Source organism: Caulobacter sp. HJHS_5 (genome assembly GCF_056683955.1).
In genome coordinates, this window is record NZ_JBWZNC010000007.1 from 11,369 (window position 1) to 27,361 (window position 15,993).

General features: G+C 68.5%; 14 protein-coding genes. All 14 read left to right on the top strand.

Annotated features, from left to right (window positions below):
* Positions 1 to 33: 33 nt before the first annotated feature.
* The 14 genes from ACFLIT_RS14120 (at position 34) to ACFLIT_RS14185 (ending at position 15,987) form a co-directional block, all read left to right on the top strand.
* Positions 34 to 2,277 (top strand): S8 family serine peptidase, encoded by a 2,244-nt coding sequence (locus ACFLIT_RS14120; protein ID WP_479911890.1) that lies wholly within the window; start codon positions 34 to 36, stop codon positions 2,275 to 2,277.
* Positions 2,278 to 2,412: 135 nt separating this feature from the next.
* A complete protein-coding gene (locus ACFLIT_RS14125) occupies positions 2,413 to 3,495 on the top strand; it encodes an N-acetylneuraminate synthase family protein (RefSeq protein ID WP_479911891.1) in 1,083 nt (360 codons plus the stop codon).
* A 13-nt stretch (positions 3,496 to 3,508) separates the two neighbouring features.
* On the top strand, positions 3,509 to 4,321 hold the full coding sequence (locus tag ACFLIT_RS14130) for an SDR family oxidoreductase (RefSeq protein ID WP_479911892.1): 813 nt from the start codon (positions 3,509 to 3,511) through the stop codon (positions 4,319 to 4,321).
* A gap of 10 nt (positions 4,322 to 4,331) precedes the next feature.
* A complete protein-coding gene (locus ACFLIT_RS14135; protein WP_479911893.1) occupies positions 4,332 to 5,798 on the top strand; it encodes an aldehyde dehydrogenase family protein in 1,467 nt (488 codons plus the stop codon).
* A gap of 5 nt (positions 5,799 to 5,803) precedes the next feature.
* Positions 5,804 to 7,486, top strand: a complete 1,683-nt coding sequence (locus tag ACFLIT_RS14140) for a capsular polysaccharide export protein, LipB/KpsS family (protein ID WP_479911894.1) — start codon at positions 5,804 to 5,806, stop codon at positions 7,484 to 7,486.
* Positions 7,483 to 8,199, top strand: a complete 717-nt coding sequence (locus tag ACFLIT_RS14145; protein WP_479911895.1) for an acyltransferase — start codon at positions 7,483 to 7,485, stop codon at positions 8,197 to 8,199. Before ACFLIT_RS14140 ends, ACFLIT_RS14145 begins: the two co-directional genes overlap by 4 nt.
* Positions 8,172 to 8,957 (top strand): class I SAM-dependent methyltransferase, encoded by a 786-nt coding sequence (locus tag ACFLIT_RS14150; protein WP_479911896.1) that lies wholly within the window; start codon positions 8,172 to 8,174, stop codon positions 8,955 to 8,957. Before ACFLIT_RS14145 ends, ACFLIT_RS14150 begins: the two co-directional genes overlap by 28 nt.
* Before the next feature lies 1 nt (position 8,958).
* The gene (locus tag ACFLIT_RS14155) at positions 8,959 to 9,855 is read left to right on the top strand and encodes an NAD-dependent epimerase/dehydratase family protein (RefSeq protein WP_479911897.1); all 897 of its coding nucleotides are present in this window, start codon (positions 8,959 to 8,961) and stop codon (positions 9,853 to 9,855) included.
* The gene (locus ACFLIT_RS14160; protein ID WP_479911898.1) at positions 9,855 to 10,562 is read left to right on the top strand and encodes a hypothetical protein; all 708 of its coding nucleotides are present in this window, start codon (positions 9,855 to 9,857) and stop codon (positions 10,560 to 10,562) included. The genes ACFLIT_RS14155 and ACFLIT_RS14160 overlap by 1 nt, the downstream gene beginning before the upstream one ends.
* 131 nt (positions 10,563 to 10,693) lie before the next feature.
* A complete protein-coding gene (locus ACFLIT_RS14165; protein WP_479911899.1) occupies positions 10,694 to 11,461 on the top strand; it encodes an acylneuraminate cytidylyltransferase family protein in 768 nt (255 codons plus the stop codon).
* Between the two features lie 30 nt (positions 11,462 to 11,491).
* A complete protein-coding gene (locus ACFLIT_RS14170; RefSeq protein ID WP_479911900.1) occupies positions 11,492 to 13,420 on the top strand; it encodes a transketolase C-terminal domain-containing protein in 1,929 nt (642 codons plus the stop codon).
* Positions 13,421 to 13,565: 145 nt separating this feature from the next.
* A complete protein-coding gene (locus ACFLIT_RS14175; protein ID WP_479911901.1) occupies positions 13,566 to 14,381 on the top strand; it encodes an ABC transporter permease in 816 nt (271 codons plus the stop codon).
* Between the two features lie 10 nt (positions 14,382 to 14,391).
* Positions 14,392 to 15,120, top strand: coding sequence for an ABC transporter ATP-binding protein (locus tag ACFLIT_RS14180; protein ID WP_479911902.1), 729 nt, complete (start codon positions 14,392 to 14,394; stop codon positions 15,118 to 15,120).
* 30 nt (positions 15,121 to 15,150) lie between these two features.
* Positions 15,151 to 15,987: a class I SAM-dependent methyltransferase gene (locus ACFLIT_RS14185; protein ID WP_479911903.1), complete on the top strand. Its 837-nt coding sequence runs from the start codon at positions 15,151 to 15,153 to the stop codon at positions 15,985 to 15,987.
* Positions 15,988 to 15,993 lie beyond the last annotated feature (6 nt).

Below are 15,993 nucleotides of genomic sequence, written 5' to 3' on the forward strand. Positions count from 1 at the left end.
GGTATGGCGCAAACAAACAATCAGGGGTTGGGCATGCGTAGCGCGTTCGCGGTCGGGCTGGCCTGCGCCGGTTCGGCACTGGTCTTGGCGGCGTGCGGCGGAGGGGGGGGCAGCAGCAGCGGCCCGGCGAATCCGACTCCGGATCCCCCCGTCCAGCAGCCCACCAATCCCAGCCTGCCGCTGAATCCGCCGCCGACTGCCGGGGCGGAGTACACTCGCAGCTTCGGCCTGGCCGCCATCAACGCCAACGCCGGCTACACCGTCGGCGCCACCGGCAAGGATGTGAAAGTGGCGGTGATCGACACGGGGTTCGATCTCGCCGCGCCGGACATGCAGGGCGCCTACAACGCCGATACGACGGACATCGTCGCCGGCCGCGGTCAGGTGCGCGGCGTCGACCGGCACGGCTCGCAGGTGGCCAGCGTTCTGGCGGCCCGTTTCAACGGCGCCGGCTCCATCGGCGTCGCCTATGAGTCGTCGGTGATCGGCATCCGCGCCGACAGCACCACCGACACCTTCTGTCCCAACAGCTGCGTCTTCAGCACCGAAGGGCTAGCCACGGCCATCGACTACGCCGTGGCCAAGGGCGCGCGGGTGGTGAACCTGTCGATCGGCGCCTACGAGAGCAGCCCGTCGGGCGACGCGGCCCTGCAGGCCGCGCTCATCCGGGCGCTGAACGCGGGCCTCGTCTTCACCATCGCCGCCGGCAACGGCTCGGACAACAACCCCGTTCCGACGGCCGCCTACGCCGCCGACGGCCGCTATCTCGGTTCGGTCCTGGCGGTGGGCGCAATCAACGCCTCCGGCGCGCTGGCCTCGTTCTCGAACCGCGCCGGCTCGGCGGCCCAGGGCTATCTCGTGGCTCCCGGCGAGGGGGTGGCGGCCGACTGCGACGCCAACGGCACCTGCACTACCGTCTCCGGCACTTCTTATGCGGCCCCGCATGTGGCCGGAGCCCTGGCCATGCTGCTGCAGTACTTCCCGAACCTGTCGGGCCGCGACGCGGTGTCGATCCTGCTACAGACGGCGGACGATAAGGGCGACGCCGGAACCGACAGCGTCTTCGGTCGCGGCTCCCTGAACCTGACCCGTGCCTTCCAGCCGATCGGGTCGCGCACCCTGTCGCTGGAAGGGGGCGCGCAGATCGACCTGCCCCCCGCCGATCCGGCTTCGATGCTGGGCGCGGCGTTCGGTGACTCGCTGTCGCGCAGCGGCAGCCTCGAGACCGTCATCCGCGACGACTATCAGCGGCTGTTCCAGGTCAACCTCGCCGACAGCTTCCGGGCCGCCCGCTGGGGCCAGAGCCTCGCGCGGCCCGACCCGATGATCAACGTGACGGAGCAGGCGCTGCCGCTGGCCACGGGGACCACCCTGGCCCTGGCCGCCGAAACGCCGATGTTCCCCGACGAGCAGCGCGAACGCTCGCCGGGCCTCGCTCTATTGCGGCCGGAAGACCCGGCTTCGGTCCGCGCTTCGCTGCAGCTGGGCCGATTCGGCTTCACCGCCTGGCGGGGCTATGGTGACACGGTCGCCCCGACGGGCCTCGCGGGCCGCAACGCCTTCACCAATGTCGCCGCACCGGACCGCATGGTCGGCGCCTCCTGGCGCACGGGCGCCTTCGCCTTTGGGGCCGAGGGCGGCTGGGCCGAGCGACGGATCGCCCAGTCCCTGACGCCCGTCCAGGCCTCTAGCTACGTCTCGGCCAGCGCCGTCTACACGGCGCCCAGCTTCGCTCTGAGCCTTTCCGCCGGGGGGCTCAGCGAGCCGCGCGGCGCCTTCGGCTCCGAACTGGCGCCCTCCTCGCCGCTGTCGCTCGCAGCCTCGACGCGATTCGTCGCCCTCGGGTTCGACCGCCCGCTGGGCGGTCTGTCGCTGCACGGCGAGGCCTCGGTGGGGCATACGGCCGCAGGCGGCCGCCTGGTCAAGACGACGGACCTCACCAGCTTGAGCTGGCGATTCGCCCTCAACGGCGCGTGCGACGTCGCCGGGCTCTGCCGGAGCTTTGCCCTGGAACTCGCCCAGCCGCTGCGGGTGGAAAGCGGCGCCTTCCTGGCGACCCTGGCCGACTCGCCGCTGAACTACGACGACCCGATCAGGTTCAGCCAGCGCCGGATTTCGGCCGCGCCTTCTAGCCGGCAGGTCGATCTGCGGCTGAACCTGCAGCGGGACCTGGCGGCTGGCCAGCTGATGCTGCAGGCGGCGGCGATGTTCAATCCGGGGCACGAGGCGCGGGAAACCGGTTTCGGGGTGATGGCCAGCTGGCGGGTTCGCCGCTGACGGAGCGGGTGTCGGAGGCACCGAGGTCGCGTCTCAGGCGAGACTAGGGTTGCCTGCCGACGGGGCCTCCCTGTAGACGTGCGTCCCGAACGAAAAGGGGCGTCTGGAGCCCCCGTTGTCAGAGGTTCTCCGCAGATGGCCCCCAAGTTTGTCGTCGGCGACAAGATCGTCACCCAAGACTCCGTCGGCTACGTGATCGCCGAGATCGGCCATAACCACCAAGGCAACATGGACACGGCCAAGGCCCTGTTCCGCGCGGCCAAGGAAGCTGGCGCCGACTCGGTGAAGCTGCAAAAGCGCGACAACCGCGCGCTGTTCACCGCCGAGATGTATGACAGCCCCTACAACTCCGAGAACGCCTACGCCCCGACCTATGGGACGCACCGTGAGGCGCTGGAGTTCAACCGCGACCAGTACGCCGAGCTGAAGCGCTACGCCGAAGAGATCGGTATCGTGTTCTTCTCGACCGCCTTCGATCTGCCCTCGGCCGACCTGCTCGAGAGCATCGACATGCCGATGTACAAGATCGCCTCGGGCGACCTGACCAACACTCCGCTGCTGAAGCACGTGGCCAGCTTCGGCAAGCCGATGATCATCTCGACCGGCGGCGGCAAGATGGAAGACGTGCGCGACGCCTACGAGGCGATCATGCCGATCAACCAGAACCTCTGCATCATGCAGTGCACCTCGGGCTATCCGCCGCCCCACGAGCAACTGGACCTGCGGGTGATCGAGACCTTCACCAAGGAGTTCCCGGACATCGTCATCGGCTTCTCGAGCCATGACTCGGGCGTGGCCATGCCGCTGGTCGGCTACATGCTCGGCGCGCGCATCTTCGAAAAGCACTTCACCCTGAACCGCGCCTGGAAGGGCACCGACCAGGCGTTCAGCCTGGAGCCGCAGGGCCTGGCCAAGACCGTCCGCGACCTGCAGCGCACCCACATTGCCCTCGGCGACGGCGTGAAGAAGCAGTACCCGTCGGAAAAGGCGCCGCTGGACAAGATGACCAAGCGCCTGGTCGCCAAGCGCGACCTGCCGGCCGGCCACGTGCTGACCGAAGCCGATATCGACTACATGATCCCGGTCGGCTCGAAGATCACCGAGAACGCCCTGCCGCCGAAGTACGTCTACAGCTTCTACGGCAAGACGCTGACCGAGGCCGTGCCGGCCCAGGAAATCATCGGCTGGGCGCAGATCGGCCAGACCGGCCCGAACTAAGGGGCGCCTCGTCATGGCGACGCCGTTCGATCTCGACGGCCGCGTGGTGGTCGTCACCGGCGGTCTCGGCCAACTCGGCGCCTCGTTCACGCGGGCGCTGCTGGCGGCCGGGGCCAAGGTGGCGGTGCTCGACGTGGCGGACGGGGCCGATCGCCGCGCCGCCCTGTTCGGCGACGCCGGCGAGGATGTTCTGCGGCTCTATCAGGCCGACATCACCAGCCGCGCTTCGCTGGAGGATGTTCTGGCGCACATCACCGCCGACCTCGGCGCGCCCTATGGCCTGGTCAACAACGCCGCCCTCGACTCGCCGCCGGGCGCCCCGGCCGGCGAGAACGGGCCGTTCGAGGACTATCCGGAAGACTCGTTCGACCGGGTGATGAACGTCAACGTCAAGGGCGTGGTGCTGGCCTGCCAGGTGTTCGGCAAGGCGATGGCCGAGGCGGGGCAGGGCTCGATCGTCAACATCGGCTCGATCTACGGCGTCGTCTCGCCCGACCAGGGCCTCTATCAATACCGACGCGACCGGGGCGAGGTGTTCTTCAAGCCGGTGGCCTATTCGGTGTCGAAGTCGGCGCTGATGAACCTGACCCGCTATCTCGCCGTCTACTGGGGGCCCAAGGGCGTGCGCACCAACACCCTGGTGTTCGCCGGGGTGTTCAACAACCAGGAACGCGCCTTCCTCGACCGCTACGAGCCCAAGGTGCCGCTCGGCCGCATGGCCGAACCGGCCGACTACGACGGACCGGTGGTGTTCCTGATGTCCGACGCCTCGCGCTACATGACCGGCTCGGACATGGTGGTGGACGGCGGCTTCACCTCGATGTGAGGAGGCTCCCTTGAGCGCCTATCCCAAGCTTGTCGCCAACCAGATCGCCGGCGCCGAACAGGCCGCCGGCGGCGGCGCGACCGTCGACATTCTCTCGCCGCACGACGGTTCGGTGATCGGCCGGCTGGCGCGCTCGACCGCCGCCGACGTCGATGCCGCTGTCGCCTCGGCCAAGGCCGCGCAAGTCCGCTGGGCGGCGACGCCGGGCGTGGCGCGCGGCCAGATTCTGCACAAGATCGCCAATCTGATCGAGGCCCGCGCCGAGGAACTGGCCGCTCTGGTCGCCCTGGAGGCCGGCAAGCGGCTGGGCGACTCGATGGGCGAAGTCGGCGCCGCCGTGCAATGCGCCCGCTTTTTCGCCGGCGAAGGCCAGCGGTTGTTCGGCCGGACCATGACCTCGGGCACGCCGCACCGCTGGGCCATGACCCTGCGCCGTCCGTGCGGCGTCGCGGTACTGATCGTCGCCGCCAACACCCCGGCTCCGAACTTCGCCTGGAAGGTGTTCCCGGCCCTGATCTGCGGCAACGGCGTGGTCCTGAAGCCAGCGGAGGACACGCCCGCCTCTGCCTGGTGGCTGGCCAGGATCTGCGAGGAGGCCGGCCTGCCGAAGGGCCTGCTGAACGTCGTCCATGGCCTCGGCGCCGAGGTCGGCCCGGCGCTGACGGGCCACGCGGACGTCGACGTCATCTCCTTCACCGGCTCGACCCGCGTCGGCCGGCAGATCGCCGAGAGCGCGGGCAAGGATCTGAAGAAGGTCTCGCTGGAGCTCGGCGGCAAGAACGCCTTCGTGGTCTGCGACGACGCCGACCTCGACAACGCGGTGACCTGGGCCAAGCTGGCCGCATTTTCCAACGCCGGCCAACGCTGCGCCGCGGGCAGCCGTATCCTGGTGTTCGACGCGGTCTACGACGCCTTTGTCGAGAAGTTCGTCGCCTCGTCGAAGGCCCTGAAGGTCGGCGTCGAGGCCGATTGCGACCTGGGGCCCGTGATCAACGCCCGGCAACTGGCCAACATGACCGCCGCGGTCGAACGCGCCGTCGCGGCGGGGGCCAGCGTTCTGCTCGGCGGCGGGCGAGCGACCGATCCGGAGCTGGCGAACGGGTTCTACATGCAGCCGACAATCCTCGAGGGCGCGGGGCCTGACACCGAGCTGTGGAGCGAGGAGCTGTTTGGACCGATCCCGCTGATCCAGCGCGTCGCCGGCTTCGAGGAGGCGCTCGCCCTCGCCAACAGCTCGCCCTACGGCCTGACCTGCGCCATCCATACGCGCAACATCGACCGGGCCCTGACCTTCGTGGCGCGCATGCACACGGGCGTGGCGGTGATCAACGCCGGCACCCATGGCAGCGAGCCGCACATGCCGTTCGGCGGGACCAAGGCGTCGGGCAACGGCACGCGCGAACCGGGCACCGAGGCGCTCGACGTCTATTCCGAGCTGCAGGACGTATACGTGAACGTCCGCCCGGATCAGGTCTGATCCGTATGGCTCTGCTGGACTGGATCGCCGGTCCGAGACTGCCGAAGCCCCTGCCGAAGGGGCCGGTCGACCGGCCCTCGCACTATCCCGACTGGAAGGCCCTGATCGAGGCCAGCCAGCTCTGGCCGCTGCGTCGGCCGGGCCATCGCGGGCGGGTGCTGGTCGCCACCAACGTGGGGGGGCACGCGCCCGCGTCGATGTTCGAAGCGACGATGGCGGCGGCGCTTTCGCTGCGGGACGCCGAGGTCGAGATCGTGCTCTGCGACGGCCTCCTCGCCGGCTGCCTGAAGGCCGAGCTGGTGGGGGGCGTGCAGCCGGACGTGCTGGTCGAGCGCAGGCTGCCGCAGACGCTCTGCCCCGGCTGCCTGAACGACGGGCGGGCGATGTTCGAGCCGCTGGGCCTGAAGGTGCGGTTCCTCTCGGAATTCGTCACCGATCGCGACCGCAGGGCCGCCGCCCGGATCGCCGCCGAGGCGCCGGCGTCCGGCATGGCCGACTTCGAGTACGATGGCCTGAAGGTGGGCGAACAGGCCCGCGCCGGCGCCCTGCGCTATTACACGCGCGGCGACCTCGACGGCGAGCCGCAGGGCGAGACGGTGCTGCGGCGCTATCTCGAAGCGGCGATCCTCAGCGCCATCGCCTATCGCCGGCTGTTCGACGCGCAGCACTATGACGTCGCCGTCTTCCACCATGGCCTCTATGTGCCGCAGGGCGTGGTCGGCGAGGTGTGCCGCGAGAAGGGCGTCCACGTGGTCAACTGGTTCGTGGCCTACCGCGAGGGCTGCTTCATCCTGAGCCACGACGACACCTACCATCACACCCTGATGGACGAGCCGACCGAGGCCTGGGAGACCATGACTTTCGGCGACATCCAGCGCGGCGAGATCGAGACCTACCTGCGCAGCCGCTGGCAGGGCTCGCGCGACTGGATCGGCTTCCACGAGAAGCCCAGCGAGGACGCGCGGGCGTGGCTGACGGGCCTCGGCGTCGATCCCGACAAGCCGCTGATCGGACTCCTGACCAATGTGGTCTGGGACGCCCAGCTGCACTATCCGGCCAACGCCTTCGACAGCCTGATCGACTGGGTGATCGCGACTATCGACGCCTTCGCCGTCCGGCCCGACCTGCAACTGGTCATCCGTATCCATCCGGCCGAAATTCGCGGTACGGCTCCCTCGCGCCAGCCGATGGCCGAGGCGATCTCCGAGCGTCGGCCGAACCTGCCGGCCAACGTCTTCATCATCGGCCCGGCCGACGACGTCTCGACCTATGCGGTGATGGAGCGCTGCGACAGCGCGCTGATCTATGGCACCAAGACCGGCGTCGAACTGACCGCCATGGGCATTCCGGTGGTGGTGGCCGGTGAGGCCTGGATCAAGGGCAAGGGGCTGACCCTCGACGCCTCCAGCCGGGCGGAATACGCCGCGATCCTGGCGAGCCTGCCGTTGAAGCGCCGGTTAGACGCCGCGACGGTGGAGCGGGCGAAGAAATACGCCTACCACTTCTTCTTCCGCCGGATGATGCCGCTGAAGGTCATGCGCCGCGACGCCTCGAACCTGTTCTTCCGCCCCGCCCTCGCCTCGATGGACGATCTGGCCAGGGGCGCAGACGCCGGGCTCGACCGCATCTGCGACGGGGTGCTCGACGCCGCGCCCTTCATCTATCCGGCCGAGGATCTGGGGCTGTGACGCGGCCCTACCTCGATCCGCGCGATCACGCCTTCGCCTCGGGTCCGGCCTTCGAGCGGCCGGAGAGCCGCAAGGCCGCCCAGGCGCTGTTCGACGATCCGCGTGACGGGGACCTCTTGTGGGAGCTGTTCGCCCGCTGGAGCGGCGTGGTCGGCGCGGGTCATCTGCGTCTCGGCCTCGGCGCGCGGCTGATCGCCGAGCCGGGTTCGAAAGTGACCATCGGCGAGCATTGCGTGATACGCGGCGTGATCCGGGTGGAGGCCGACGCGGTCTTCACCCTGGGCTCCCGCTGCTATGTGGGCGACAGCAGCCTGATCAGCGTTGGGCAGGGTGTGGCCATCGGCGACGACGTGCTGATCAGCCACGATGTGAACATCTTCGACAATGACACCCATCCGGCCGACCCAGCCGAGCGGCGCGCCCACTTCGCCGGCATGATCGGCATCGCGCCGCCGCGACCTGTCAGCATTGCCGGCGCGCCGATCCGCATCGGCGCCGGGGCGTGGATCGGCTTCGGGGCGGCCGTGATGAAGGGCGTCGAGATCGGCGCGGAGACCATCGTCGCCGCCAAGGCGGTGGTGACGAGCGACGCGCCCGCTCAGTGCGTCGTGGCCGGGAACCCGGCGCGGGTGGTAAGGGGCGACGACACGGGGTCGCCGGAAGCGAACGCGTCGGGGAGAGGGTTTTGGCGAAAGCCGCGTACAGCGAAATGACCCAGGCGGTCGCGGCCCTGGCCTATCGGCCGGCGGCGGGCGAGACGGCGTTCTATTCCGGCCCGACCATCGGCGCCGGTGCGCTCGGCGCGGCGATGACCGCCGACGACCGGCGGGTAAAGCAGGCCCAGGCGTTGCTGAAGCGCCTGACCCCGGACGACTACAGCCGGTTTCTGGCCAGCTACTACGCCGCGGGCCTGAAGGCGCACGGCCGGGCCTGGGGGTATGCCGACATCGTCACCGTGCTGCTCGGCCTGGCCGACGCCTTGAAGCCGTCGGCCTATCTTGAGATTGGCGTGCGGCGTGGCCGCAGCGTCTGCGCCGTGGCCTCACGAGCGCCGGACTGCGGCCTGGCGCTGTTCGACATGTGGATGCCGGGCTATGCCGGGATGGACAATCCTGGGCCGGCGCTGGTGAAAGCCGAGCTGGCCCGCGTCGGCCATCGCGGGCCGGTCGAGTTCATCGACGGCGACTCGCACGAGACGGTCCCCGCCTACTTCGCCGCACGGCCCGAGGCGGCGTTCGACATCATCACCGTCGACGGCGATCATACCGACGAGGGCGCCGCCCAGGATCTGGCCGACATCCTGCCGCGCCTGAAGATCGGCGGGGCGGTGGTGTTCGACGACGTGTGCCACCCGGCGCATCCTGGCCTGCGCGACGTGTGGAACGACATGGTCGCGCAGGATCGCCGCTTTTCGGCCTGGACCTACGACCAGGTCGGGTTCGGGGTCGGCTTTGCGATCCGGAAGTTTTGAGATGGTCCCGGCGCCGTTCGGTTCGGGCGTAATCTTCGTCACCGGCGCCGGAGGCTTCCTCGGCGGCCACGTGGCGGCGAGCTTCACCGAGGCCGGCTGGACGGTGGCCGGCTTCGAGCGCGGCGAAAGCGAGTTCGGCGATCTGGCCCAGGCGGCCGGCGAGCTCGGGCCGCCCGAGGTGATCTTCCACGCGGCGGGGTCCGGTTCCGTCGGCGCGTCGCTGGCCGATCCGGCGGGCGACTTCGACGCCGGGCTCGGCAGCCTGCGCCAGACCCTGGAGTTCATGCGCCAGCAGGCGCCGGCGGCGCGACTGATCTTTCCGTCGAGCGCGGCGGTCTATGGTGAAGGCCAGGCCGGGCGGATCGCCGAGACGGCGCCGGCGCGGCCGGTGTCGCCCTATGGCCTGCACAAGGCGCTGGCCGAGCAGCTGATCGCCGGCTGGGCCGAGCTCTTCGGCCTCGACGCCGTTTGCGTGCGGTTCTTCTCGATCTATGGGCCGGGTCTGCGCAAGCAGCTGCTGTGGGATATCGCGCGGCGGATCGGAGAGGGCGCCGAGGGCTTGGAGTTGTTCGGCCATGGCGACGAGGCCCGTGATTTTCTGCACGTCGATGACGCCGTCTCCCTCATCGGCCGCATCGCTGGCCGGCCGCGGGGCGAGGTTCCCGCCGTGCTCAACGGCGGTTCCGGCGTGGACCTGAGCGTGCGTGCGGCGGCGACCGCCCTGGCCGAGGCGGCTGGGTTCGAGGGGGCGGTGCGGTTCAACGGTTGCTCGCGCCCCGGCGATCCGCGGAGCTTGGTCGCCGACCCGGCCCTGGCGACGGGGCTCGGCTTCGCCCCCGCCGTCGATTTCGAAACGGGTGTGCGAGGTTTCGTGGCCTGGGCGGCGGCGAAGGTCTGATGAGCGACAGCGACCAGCCGGCGTCCGAGCGACGCGTCGTCGTGGATGATGACGACCTGCGGGTGACCTGGGTCGGCCCCGGCGAGGGCCTGTGTGTCGTGGCCTTCGCGGGTGTCGGTTACGGCATGGGCGGCTTCCAGATCGAGGAGTTCCGCAACTCCCTCGGCCGGCTGGGCATCCCGTTCGCGACCGCCTTCGTCATCGACAAGCACCGCCGCTGGTTTAACGACGGCGTCGCCGCACGCGTCGACGCGGTGCTCAATCCCGTGCTCCGGGAAACCGGCGCCAAGCGGGTGGTGACCGTCGGCAACAGCATGGGGGGCACGGGCGCGCTGATCCTCGCTGGGCGGCTGGAGAACTGTGAACGCGCCCTGGCCTTCGTGCCGCAGTCTTCGGCGCATCCCGAGATCACGCCGTTCGAGAAGCGATATGTGGAGTATCGCTCCGCCATCACCGTCTGGGATGTCGCGGACGCGGCGGCGGAGCTCAGCGACCTGGTGCGCTACGACATCGTCGTCGGCGAGAAGTTCATGGATCGCAAGCATGCGGCCCGCTTCGCCGTTCGCCCCAATGTGACGGTGCACGCCGTCGCCGGCTGCGGCCACAACGTGGCGGCCTATCTGAAGGCCGAGGGCCGGCTCGAGCAGGTGCTCCGGTCCACCCTGATGGGCGAGCCGATCTCGGTCGGATCGCTGCTGCCCCCGTGACGAACGACAAATCAACCAGGGGGTTGGCGCGACGGAATCATCGACCTATGGATACGCCGCGACGCGCCGGCATGTGCTTCGGATGCGATGATCCGGGCCTGCTCGCAGGTTGCGAGGAGACGGCGAACTAGATGCTGCGGCGAGAAGGGCTGAAGGCGGTGGCGCTGATCCCCGCGCGGGCAGGATCGGTGCGCGTGCCGCACAAGAACATCAGGCCGCTCGCCGGCCATCCCCTGATCGCCTACACCATCGCGGCCGCTCGCGCGTCGGGCGTGTTCGACGCCGTCATCGTCTCGACCGACAGCGACGATTACGCGGCCATCGCGCGGCACTACGGCGCCGAGGTTCCGTTCCTGCGCGGGGCCGAGATGGCCAGTTCCACCTCCGCCGACATCGACTGGGTGATGGACGTGCTTGGCCGGCTGAAGGCGGCCGGCCGCGACTACGCCGCCTATTCGATCCTTCGCCCGACCAGTCCGTTCCGCAAGGCCGAGACGATCCGGCGCGCGTGGAAGACCTTCGTCGAGGCCGAGGGGGCCGACAGCCTGCGCGCCGTTGAGCCGGTGGAGCAGCACCCCGGCAAGATGTGGGTGATCCGCGGCGAGCGGATGACGCCGCTGATGCCGCTGACCCCGCCCGAGGCGCCGTGGCACAGCCAGCAGAAGCCGACGCTGCCGGCGGTCTATGTGCAGAACGCCAGCCTGGAGATCGCCTGGACGGCCATGACCCAGGCGACGCGATCGATCGCCGGCCACACTCTGGTCCCGTTCCTGACCGAAGGGGACGAAGGGGTCGACATCAACGGCCCGCAGGACTGGTTCTGGGTCGAACATCTGATGCAGACCGGCGAGGCCAAGCTGCCGCCGGTCGACGTTTCTCCTTATCCGGGCGCCGCCTAGTTCGCGGCGCCATGCTCAAGAAAGTTCGACATGGGTGATCTCGTCGGCGCCGCCGTGGATGGCGAACTCTATTTCATCAAGCGCAGCGAGTTTCAGCGCGTCGCCAAGCTGAACGCCGCCAAGGCCGAGGCCACCGCCCTGTTCGCGGACATGGCGCGGCTGAACGCCCTCTACATGATCGCCACCGCCGGCTCGGGCCACATCGGCTCGTCGTTCTCGTCGATGGATCTGTTCGCGCACCTGCAACTGAACGAGATCGACACCGCCAGGGGCGACAAGTTCTTTTCGTCGAAGGGCCACGACGCCCCCGGCCTTTACGCGGTGATGATGGCCGTCGGCCTGATGGACGAGGAGTTGATCCATCGCCTGCGCCGCCTCGACGGCCTGCCCGGCCACCCGGACGTCGGCACGGAAGGCATCGTCGCCAACACCGGCTCGCTCGGCATGGGTATCGCCAAGGCCAAGGGCATGGCCCTGGCCGCCCGCCAGCGCGGCGAGCGGATCAAGGTCTGCGTGGTCACCGGCGACGGCGAGCTGCAGGAAGGCCAGAACTGGGAGTCGATGATCGGCGCCGCCAACTGGGGCATGGGCGAGGTCACGGTCGTCGTCGACCACAACAAGTTCCAGTCCGACTATTCGGTGGAGCGCACCTCTTCCCTGGGCGACCTCGAAGCCAAGTTCGCCGCCTTCGGCTGGCATGTGGAGCGGATCGACGGACACGACCTGGCGCTGATCGAGGCCACCTTCCGCAAGCTGGACGCCATCACCGACAAGCCCAAGGCGATCATCGCCGACACCATCAAGGGCAAGGGCGTGTCGTTCATGGAAGGCACGTCGATCGACAGCGATGTCGAGATGTACGTCTTCCACTCCGGCGCGCCCCAGGCCGCCGACTACACCCGCGCGGCGCAGGAGCTGCTAGACAAGATCAACCGGCGCGCCGCCTCGCTGGGCGGGACCACCGTCGAGGTTGAAACCGTCAACCGCCCGCCGGCCGCTCCGCCGCCGCCGGGCGCGATCCCGGCCCAGGGGCTGTTCGGCGCCTACGCCGACGCCCTGCTGGCCGCAGCGCAACGCGACCCGACGCTGGTCGCCCTCGACGCCGACCTGATCAAGGATCTGGGCCTGATCCCGTTCTCTCAAGCGTTCCCGGAGCGCTTCTTCGAGTGCGGCATCGCCGAGCAGGACATGGTCTCGATGGCCGGCGGCATGGCGCTGTCGGGACTGACGCCCGTGGTGCACAGCTTCACCTGCTTCCTGGCCACCCGCCCCAACGAGCAGATCTACAACAACGCCACCGAACACACGAAGATCGTCTACGTCGGCGGCCTCTCCGGCGTGCTGCCGGCCGGCCCCGGCCACTCGCACCAGAGCGTGCGCGAGATTTCGGCCATCGGTGGCGTGCCGGGCCTAGCCCTGATGGCCCCGTCCTGTCCGGCCGAGGTCGGGGTGCTGCTCGACTGGTGCCTGCAGGCCCATGACGGCCCATCGTTCCTGCGCATGGCGTCGCTGCCGGCCGAAATCGACTGGACCATTCCCCAAGGCTGGACGCCAACCCCTGGTCAAGGTTTCACGATCTTCGACGGCGGGAACGACGCGGTGCTGATCGGCTCCGGCCCGATCCTGCTGGCCCAGGCGGTGAAGGCCGCCAAGGCGCTGAAGGACGAGGGTGTCGGCCTGAAGGTGGTCAACCTGCCGTTCCTCAACAGCGTTGACGGGGCTTGGTTGAAGGCGACGCTCGCCGGCGCCAAGGCGCTGGTCACCCTGGACGACCACTATGTGGCCGGCGGTCACGGCGAGAAAATCCTGGCCGCGCTGGCCGCGCAACAGATCAGTCTGCCGAACGTTCAGCTCGGCCTCGACGCCGTGCCGCCCTCCGGCCAGCCGGCCGAGGTGATTGCCCGTCTCGGTCTGGACGCCGCCGGAATCGCCGCCGCCGTGCGGCGTATTCTGAGCTGAGCAGCGACGGGGCTTCGACAGATTTGACGATGGATATCGTGGACTTGCCCCCAGTCTCCCCGCTATGGGGGCTGCGCGCCGATACTCGGAAGCGAGTCGTCGGCTGCGGCGGGGGCGTCGTATTGCGCATTGGAGGGCGGCTTTAATGGCGGCGACGACTGCCCAACGTTCCAGCACCGGGTTTGCGGGAGCGATCAACGACCTGATCGACGGCGCTAAGCTCTGGCCGTTGTGGGTCCGGCTAGGTCTATTCGAGACCCAGAACCGCTATAAGCGGACGATCCTGGGGCCGTTCTGGATGGCCGCGACCACCATCGCCATGGGGCTGGCCCTAGCTTTCATCCGCACCGGCTCGAACGGTAGCGGCTTTGGTGCCTTGCTGCCCTACGTGATTGCCGGCGTGGTGGTCTGGGGCCTGGTCGGGGGCGGCCATAACGAAGGGGCCAACACCTTCATCGCAGCGGCCGGGGTCATGCGGTCGACGCCGCTGCCGCTGTCGTTCCACATGTTCCTGCAGCTGTGGCGGATGCTGATCCAGTTCGCCCACGCGGTGGTTGGCTTCTATCTGGTCACTCTGCCGTTCGGGGTGTTCAACATTCCGCATTGGACCCTGCCGATTGGCTTCGTGCTCGATATGTGGGCGATTTTCCCAAGCTTCTACCTGCTCGGTCTGATCTCCGCGCGGTATCGCGACGTGGGCCACGCCGCGACCTTCGCCTTCTCGATCCTGTTCTTCCTGTCGCCGATCTTCTGGCAGGAAGACAACGCCACGGGCCTGCGGGCGCTGTTCGTCCACCACAATCCCTTCGCCCACCTGGTCAACCTGCTGCGCGCCCCGCTGCTGGGCATGGCCCCGACCAACGAGGCGTTGCATTGGGTCGTCGGCTACGGCGCGACCTGCTGGGTGCTGCTGTTCATCTTCCTGCCGATGGTCCGTCGGCGCGTGATCTTCTGGCTCTGAGGTAAGACCGATGGCTTCGGTACGGCTGCAGGGCGTCACGCTCGACTACCACATCTACAATATCCGCTCTCGGTCGCTGAAGAACGCCATGTTCAACATGGCGGTCGGCGGGAAGTTCTTCAAAGGCGAGTCCGACGTCGTCGTGGTCCGCGCCCTGGAAAACATCAGCCTCGACCTGAAGGACGGGGACCGCCTGGGCCTTTACGGCCACAACGGTTCGGGCAAGTCGTCCCTGCTGCGGGTGATCGCCGGCATCTATCCGCCCAGCCGGGGCCTGCGCACCGTCGACGGTCAGGTCTCGTCGATGATCGACATCGGCTGGGGCACCGATCCGGAAGCCTCGGGCATCGAGAACATCCGCCACTTCGCCCTGGCCCGTGGCGTCCATCCGAAGGCGGTGGCCGAGCGCCTGCCGCACATCATCGAGTTCTCGGGGCTCGGCGCTTACATCAATCTGCCAGTGCGGACCTATTCGGCCGGTATGTTCGCGCGGTTGATGTTCTCGGTGGCCACTGAGTTCAACGTCGAGGTGCTGGTGCTCGATGAATGGCTGGGGGCGGGCGACGCCGACTTTGTGGACCGCGCCCAAAAGCGTATGAAGACGATGGTCAACTCGGCCAAGATCGTCTGTTTCGCCACCCACAGCGTCAAACAACTGAAGACCGTGTGCAACGTGATCCTGCACCTCGATAAAGGCAAGCCGATTTATTACGGCCCGGTCGAGGACTGGACGCCCTGACCGGCTCCTTGAAGGGAAGGGGGCACCGCCATGCTGCCTGAGATGTTTCGCCAGTTTTCCGACGAGGCGTGGCTGGCGGTCCTGCGGCAGTCCACCGAGCAGCGCCGCGTGCTCGGCCACCCCTTCCCGCCTTTTCCCTCGCCGGAGTTCCAGGAGAACTTCGTCGGCTCCTCCTACGAGGCCGCCCTGGGCGAGGCGTTCAACTTCCACCAGCTGGTCAAGGGCTACGCCGCCGCGCTGGGCCGCCCGCTGAACCGCAAGACCCAGTTCCTTGACTTCGGTTGTGGCTGGGGCCGGTATATGCGGATGTTCTGGAAGGATTTCTCCGAAGAGAACATGTTCGGCTGCGACGTGAACGAGCGGCTGATGTTCATGAACCGCTGGATGGGCCTGCCCGGGTCGTACGACGGCATCACGAACGGCAAGCCGCTGCCTTACGCCGGCGGCGCGTTCGACTCGATGATCGCCTATTCGGTGTTCACCCATCTGCCGGATCATCTGGGCAGGGCGTGGATCGCGGAGCTGGCGCGGGTCGCCAAGCCGGGCTGCGTCGCCGCCTTCACCTTCTGGCCGGAGCGCTTCCTCGACTACATCGAGCAGGAAGCCCCCAAGGGCTACTCTGACTGGCTGCAGATACTGCATGGGCACAGCGCCGAATTTCCGGCCATGCGGCAAGCCGTGCGTTCCGGCGACGGTATAGCCTATCTCGACAACGGCGGCTTCGAGCTGGCCAAGGCCGAGTACGGCGACACCATCCTGTCGCCCGCCTACGTCGAACGGGTATGGGGCGAGCATTTCGCCGTGCGCGAGATCATCGACGACCCGGGCCGGTTCGTGCAGGGCGTCGTCATCCTGCAGAAGCGCTGAGCGCCG

Coding starts and splice junctions, on each gene's coding strand:
- ACFLIT_RS14185 (WP_479911903.1), top strand. CDS start 15,151: ATGCTGCCTGAGATGTTTCGCCAGTTTTCCGACGAGGCGTGGCTGGCG.
- ACFLIT_RS14155 (WP_479911897.1), top strand. CDS start 8,959: ATGGTCCCGGCGCCGTTCGGTTCGGGCGTAATCTTCGTCACCGGCGCC.
- ACFLIT_RS14175 (WP_479911901.1), top strand. CDS start 13,566: ATGGCGGCGACGACTGCCCAACGTTCCAGCACCGGGTTTGCGGGAGCG.
- ACFLIT_RS14140 (WP_479911894.1), top strand. CDS start 5,804: ATGGCTCTGCTGGACTGGATCGCCGGTCCGAGACTGCCGAAGCCCCTG.
- ACFLIT_RS14170 (WP_479911900.1), top strand. CDS start 11,492: ATGGGTGATCTCGTCGGCGCCGCCGTGGATGGCGAACTCTATTTCATC.
- ACFLIT_RS14165 (WP_479911899.1), top strand. CDS start 10,694: ATGCTGCGGCGAGAAGGGCTGAAGGCGGTGGCGCTGATCCCCGCGCGG.
- ACFLIT_RS14130 (WP_479911892.1), top strand. CDS start 3,509: ATGGCGACGCCGTTCGATCTCGACGGCCGCGTGGTGGTCGTCACCGGC.
- ACFLIT_RS14180 (WP_479911902.1), top strand. CDS start 14,392: ATGGCTTCGGTACGGCTGCAGGGCGTCACGCTCGACTACCACATCTAC.
- ACFLIT_RS14125 (WP_479911891.1), top strand. CDS start 2,413: ATGGCCCCCAAGTTTGTCGTCGGCGACAAGATCGTCACCCAAGACTCC.
- ACFLIT_RS14120 (WP_479911890.1), top strand. CDS start 34: ATGCGTAGCGCGTTCGCGGTCGGGCTGGCCTGCGCCGGTTCGGCACTG.
- ACFLIT_RS14160 (WP_479911898.1), top strand. CDS start 9,855: ATGAGCGACAGCGACCAGCCGGCGTCCGAGCGACGCGTCGTCGTGGAT.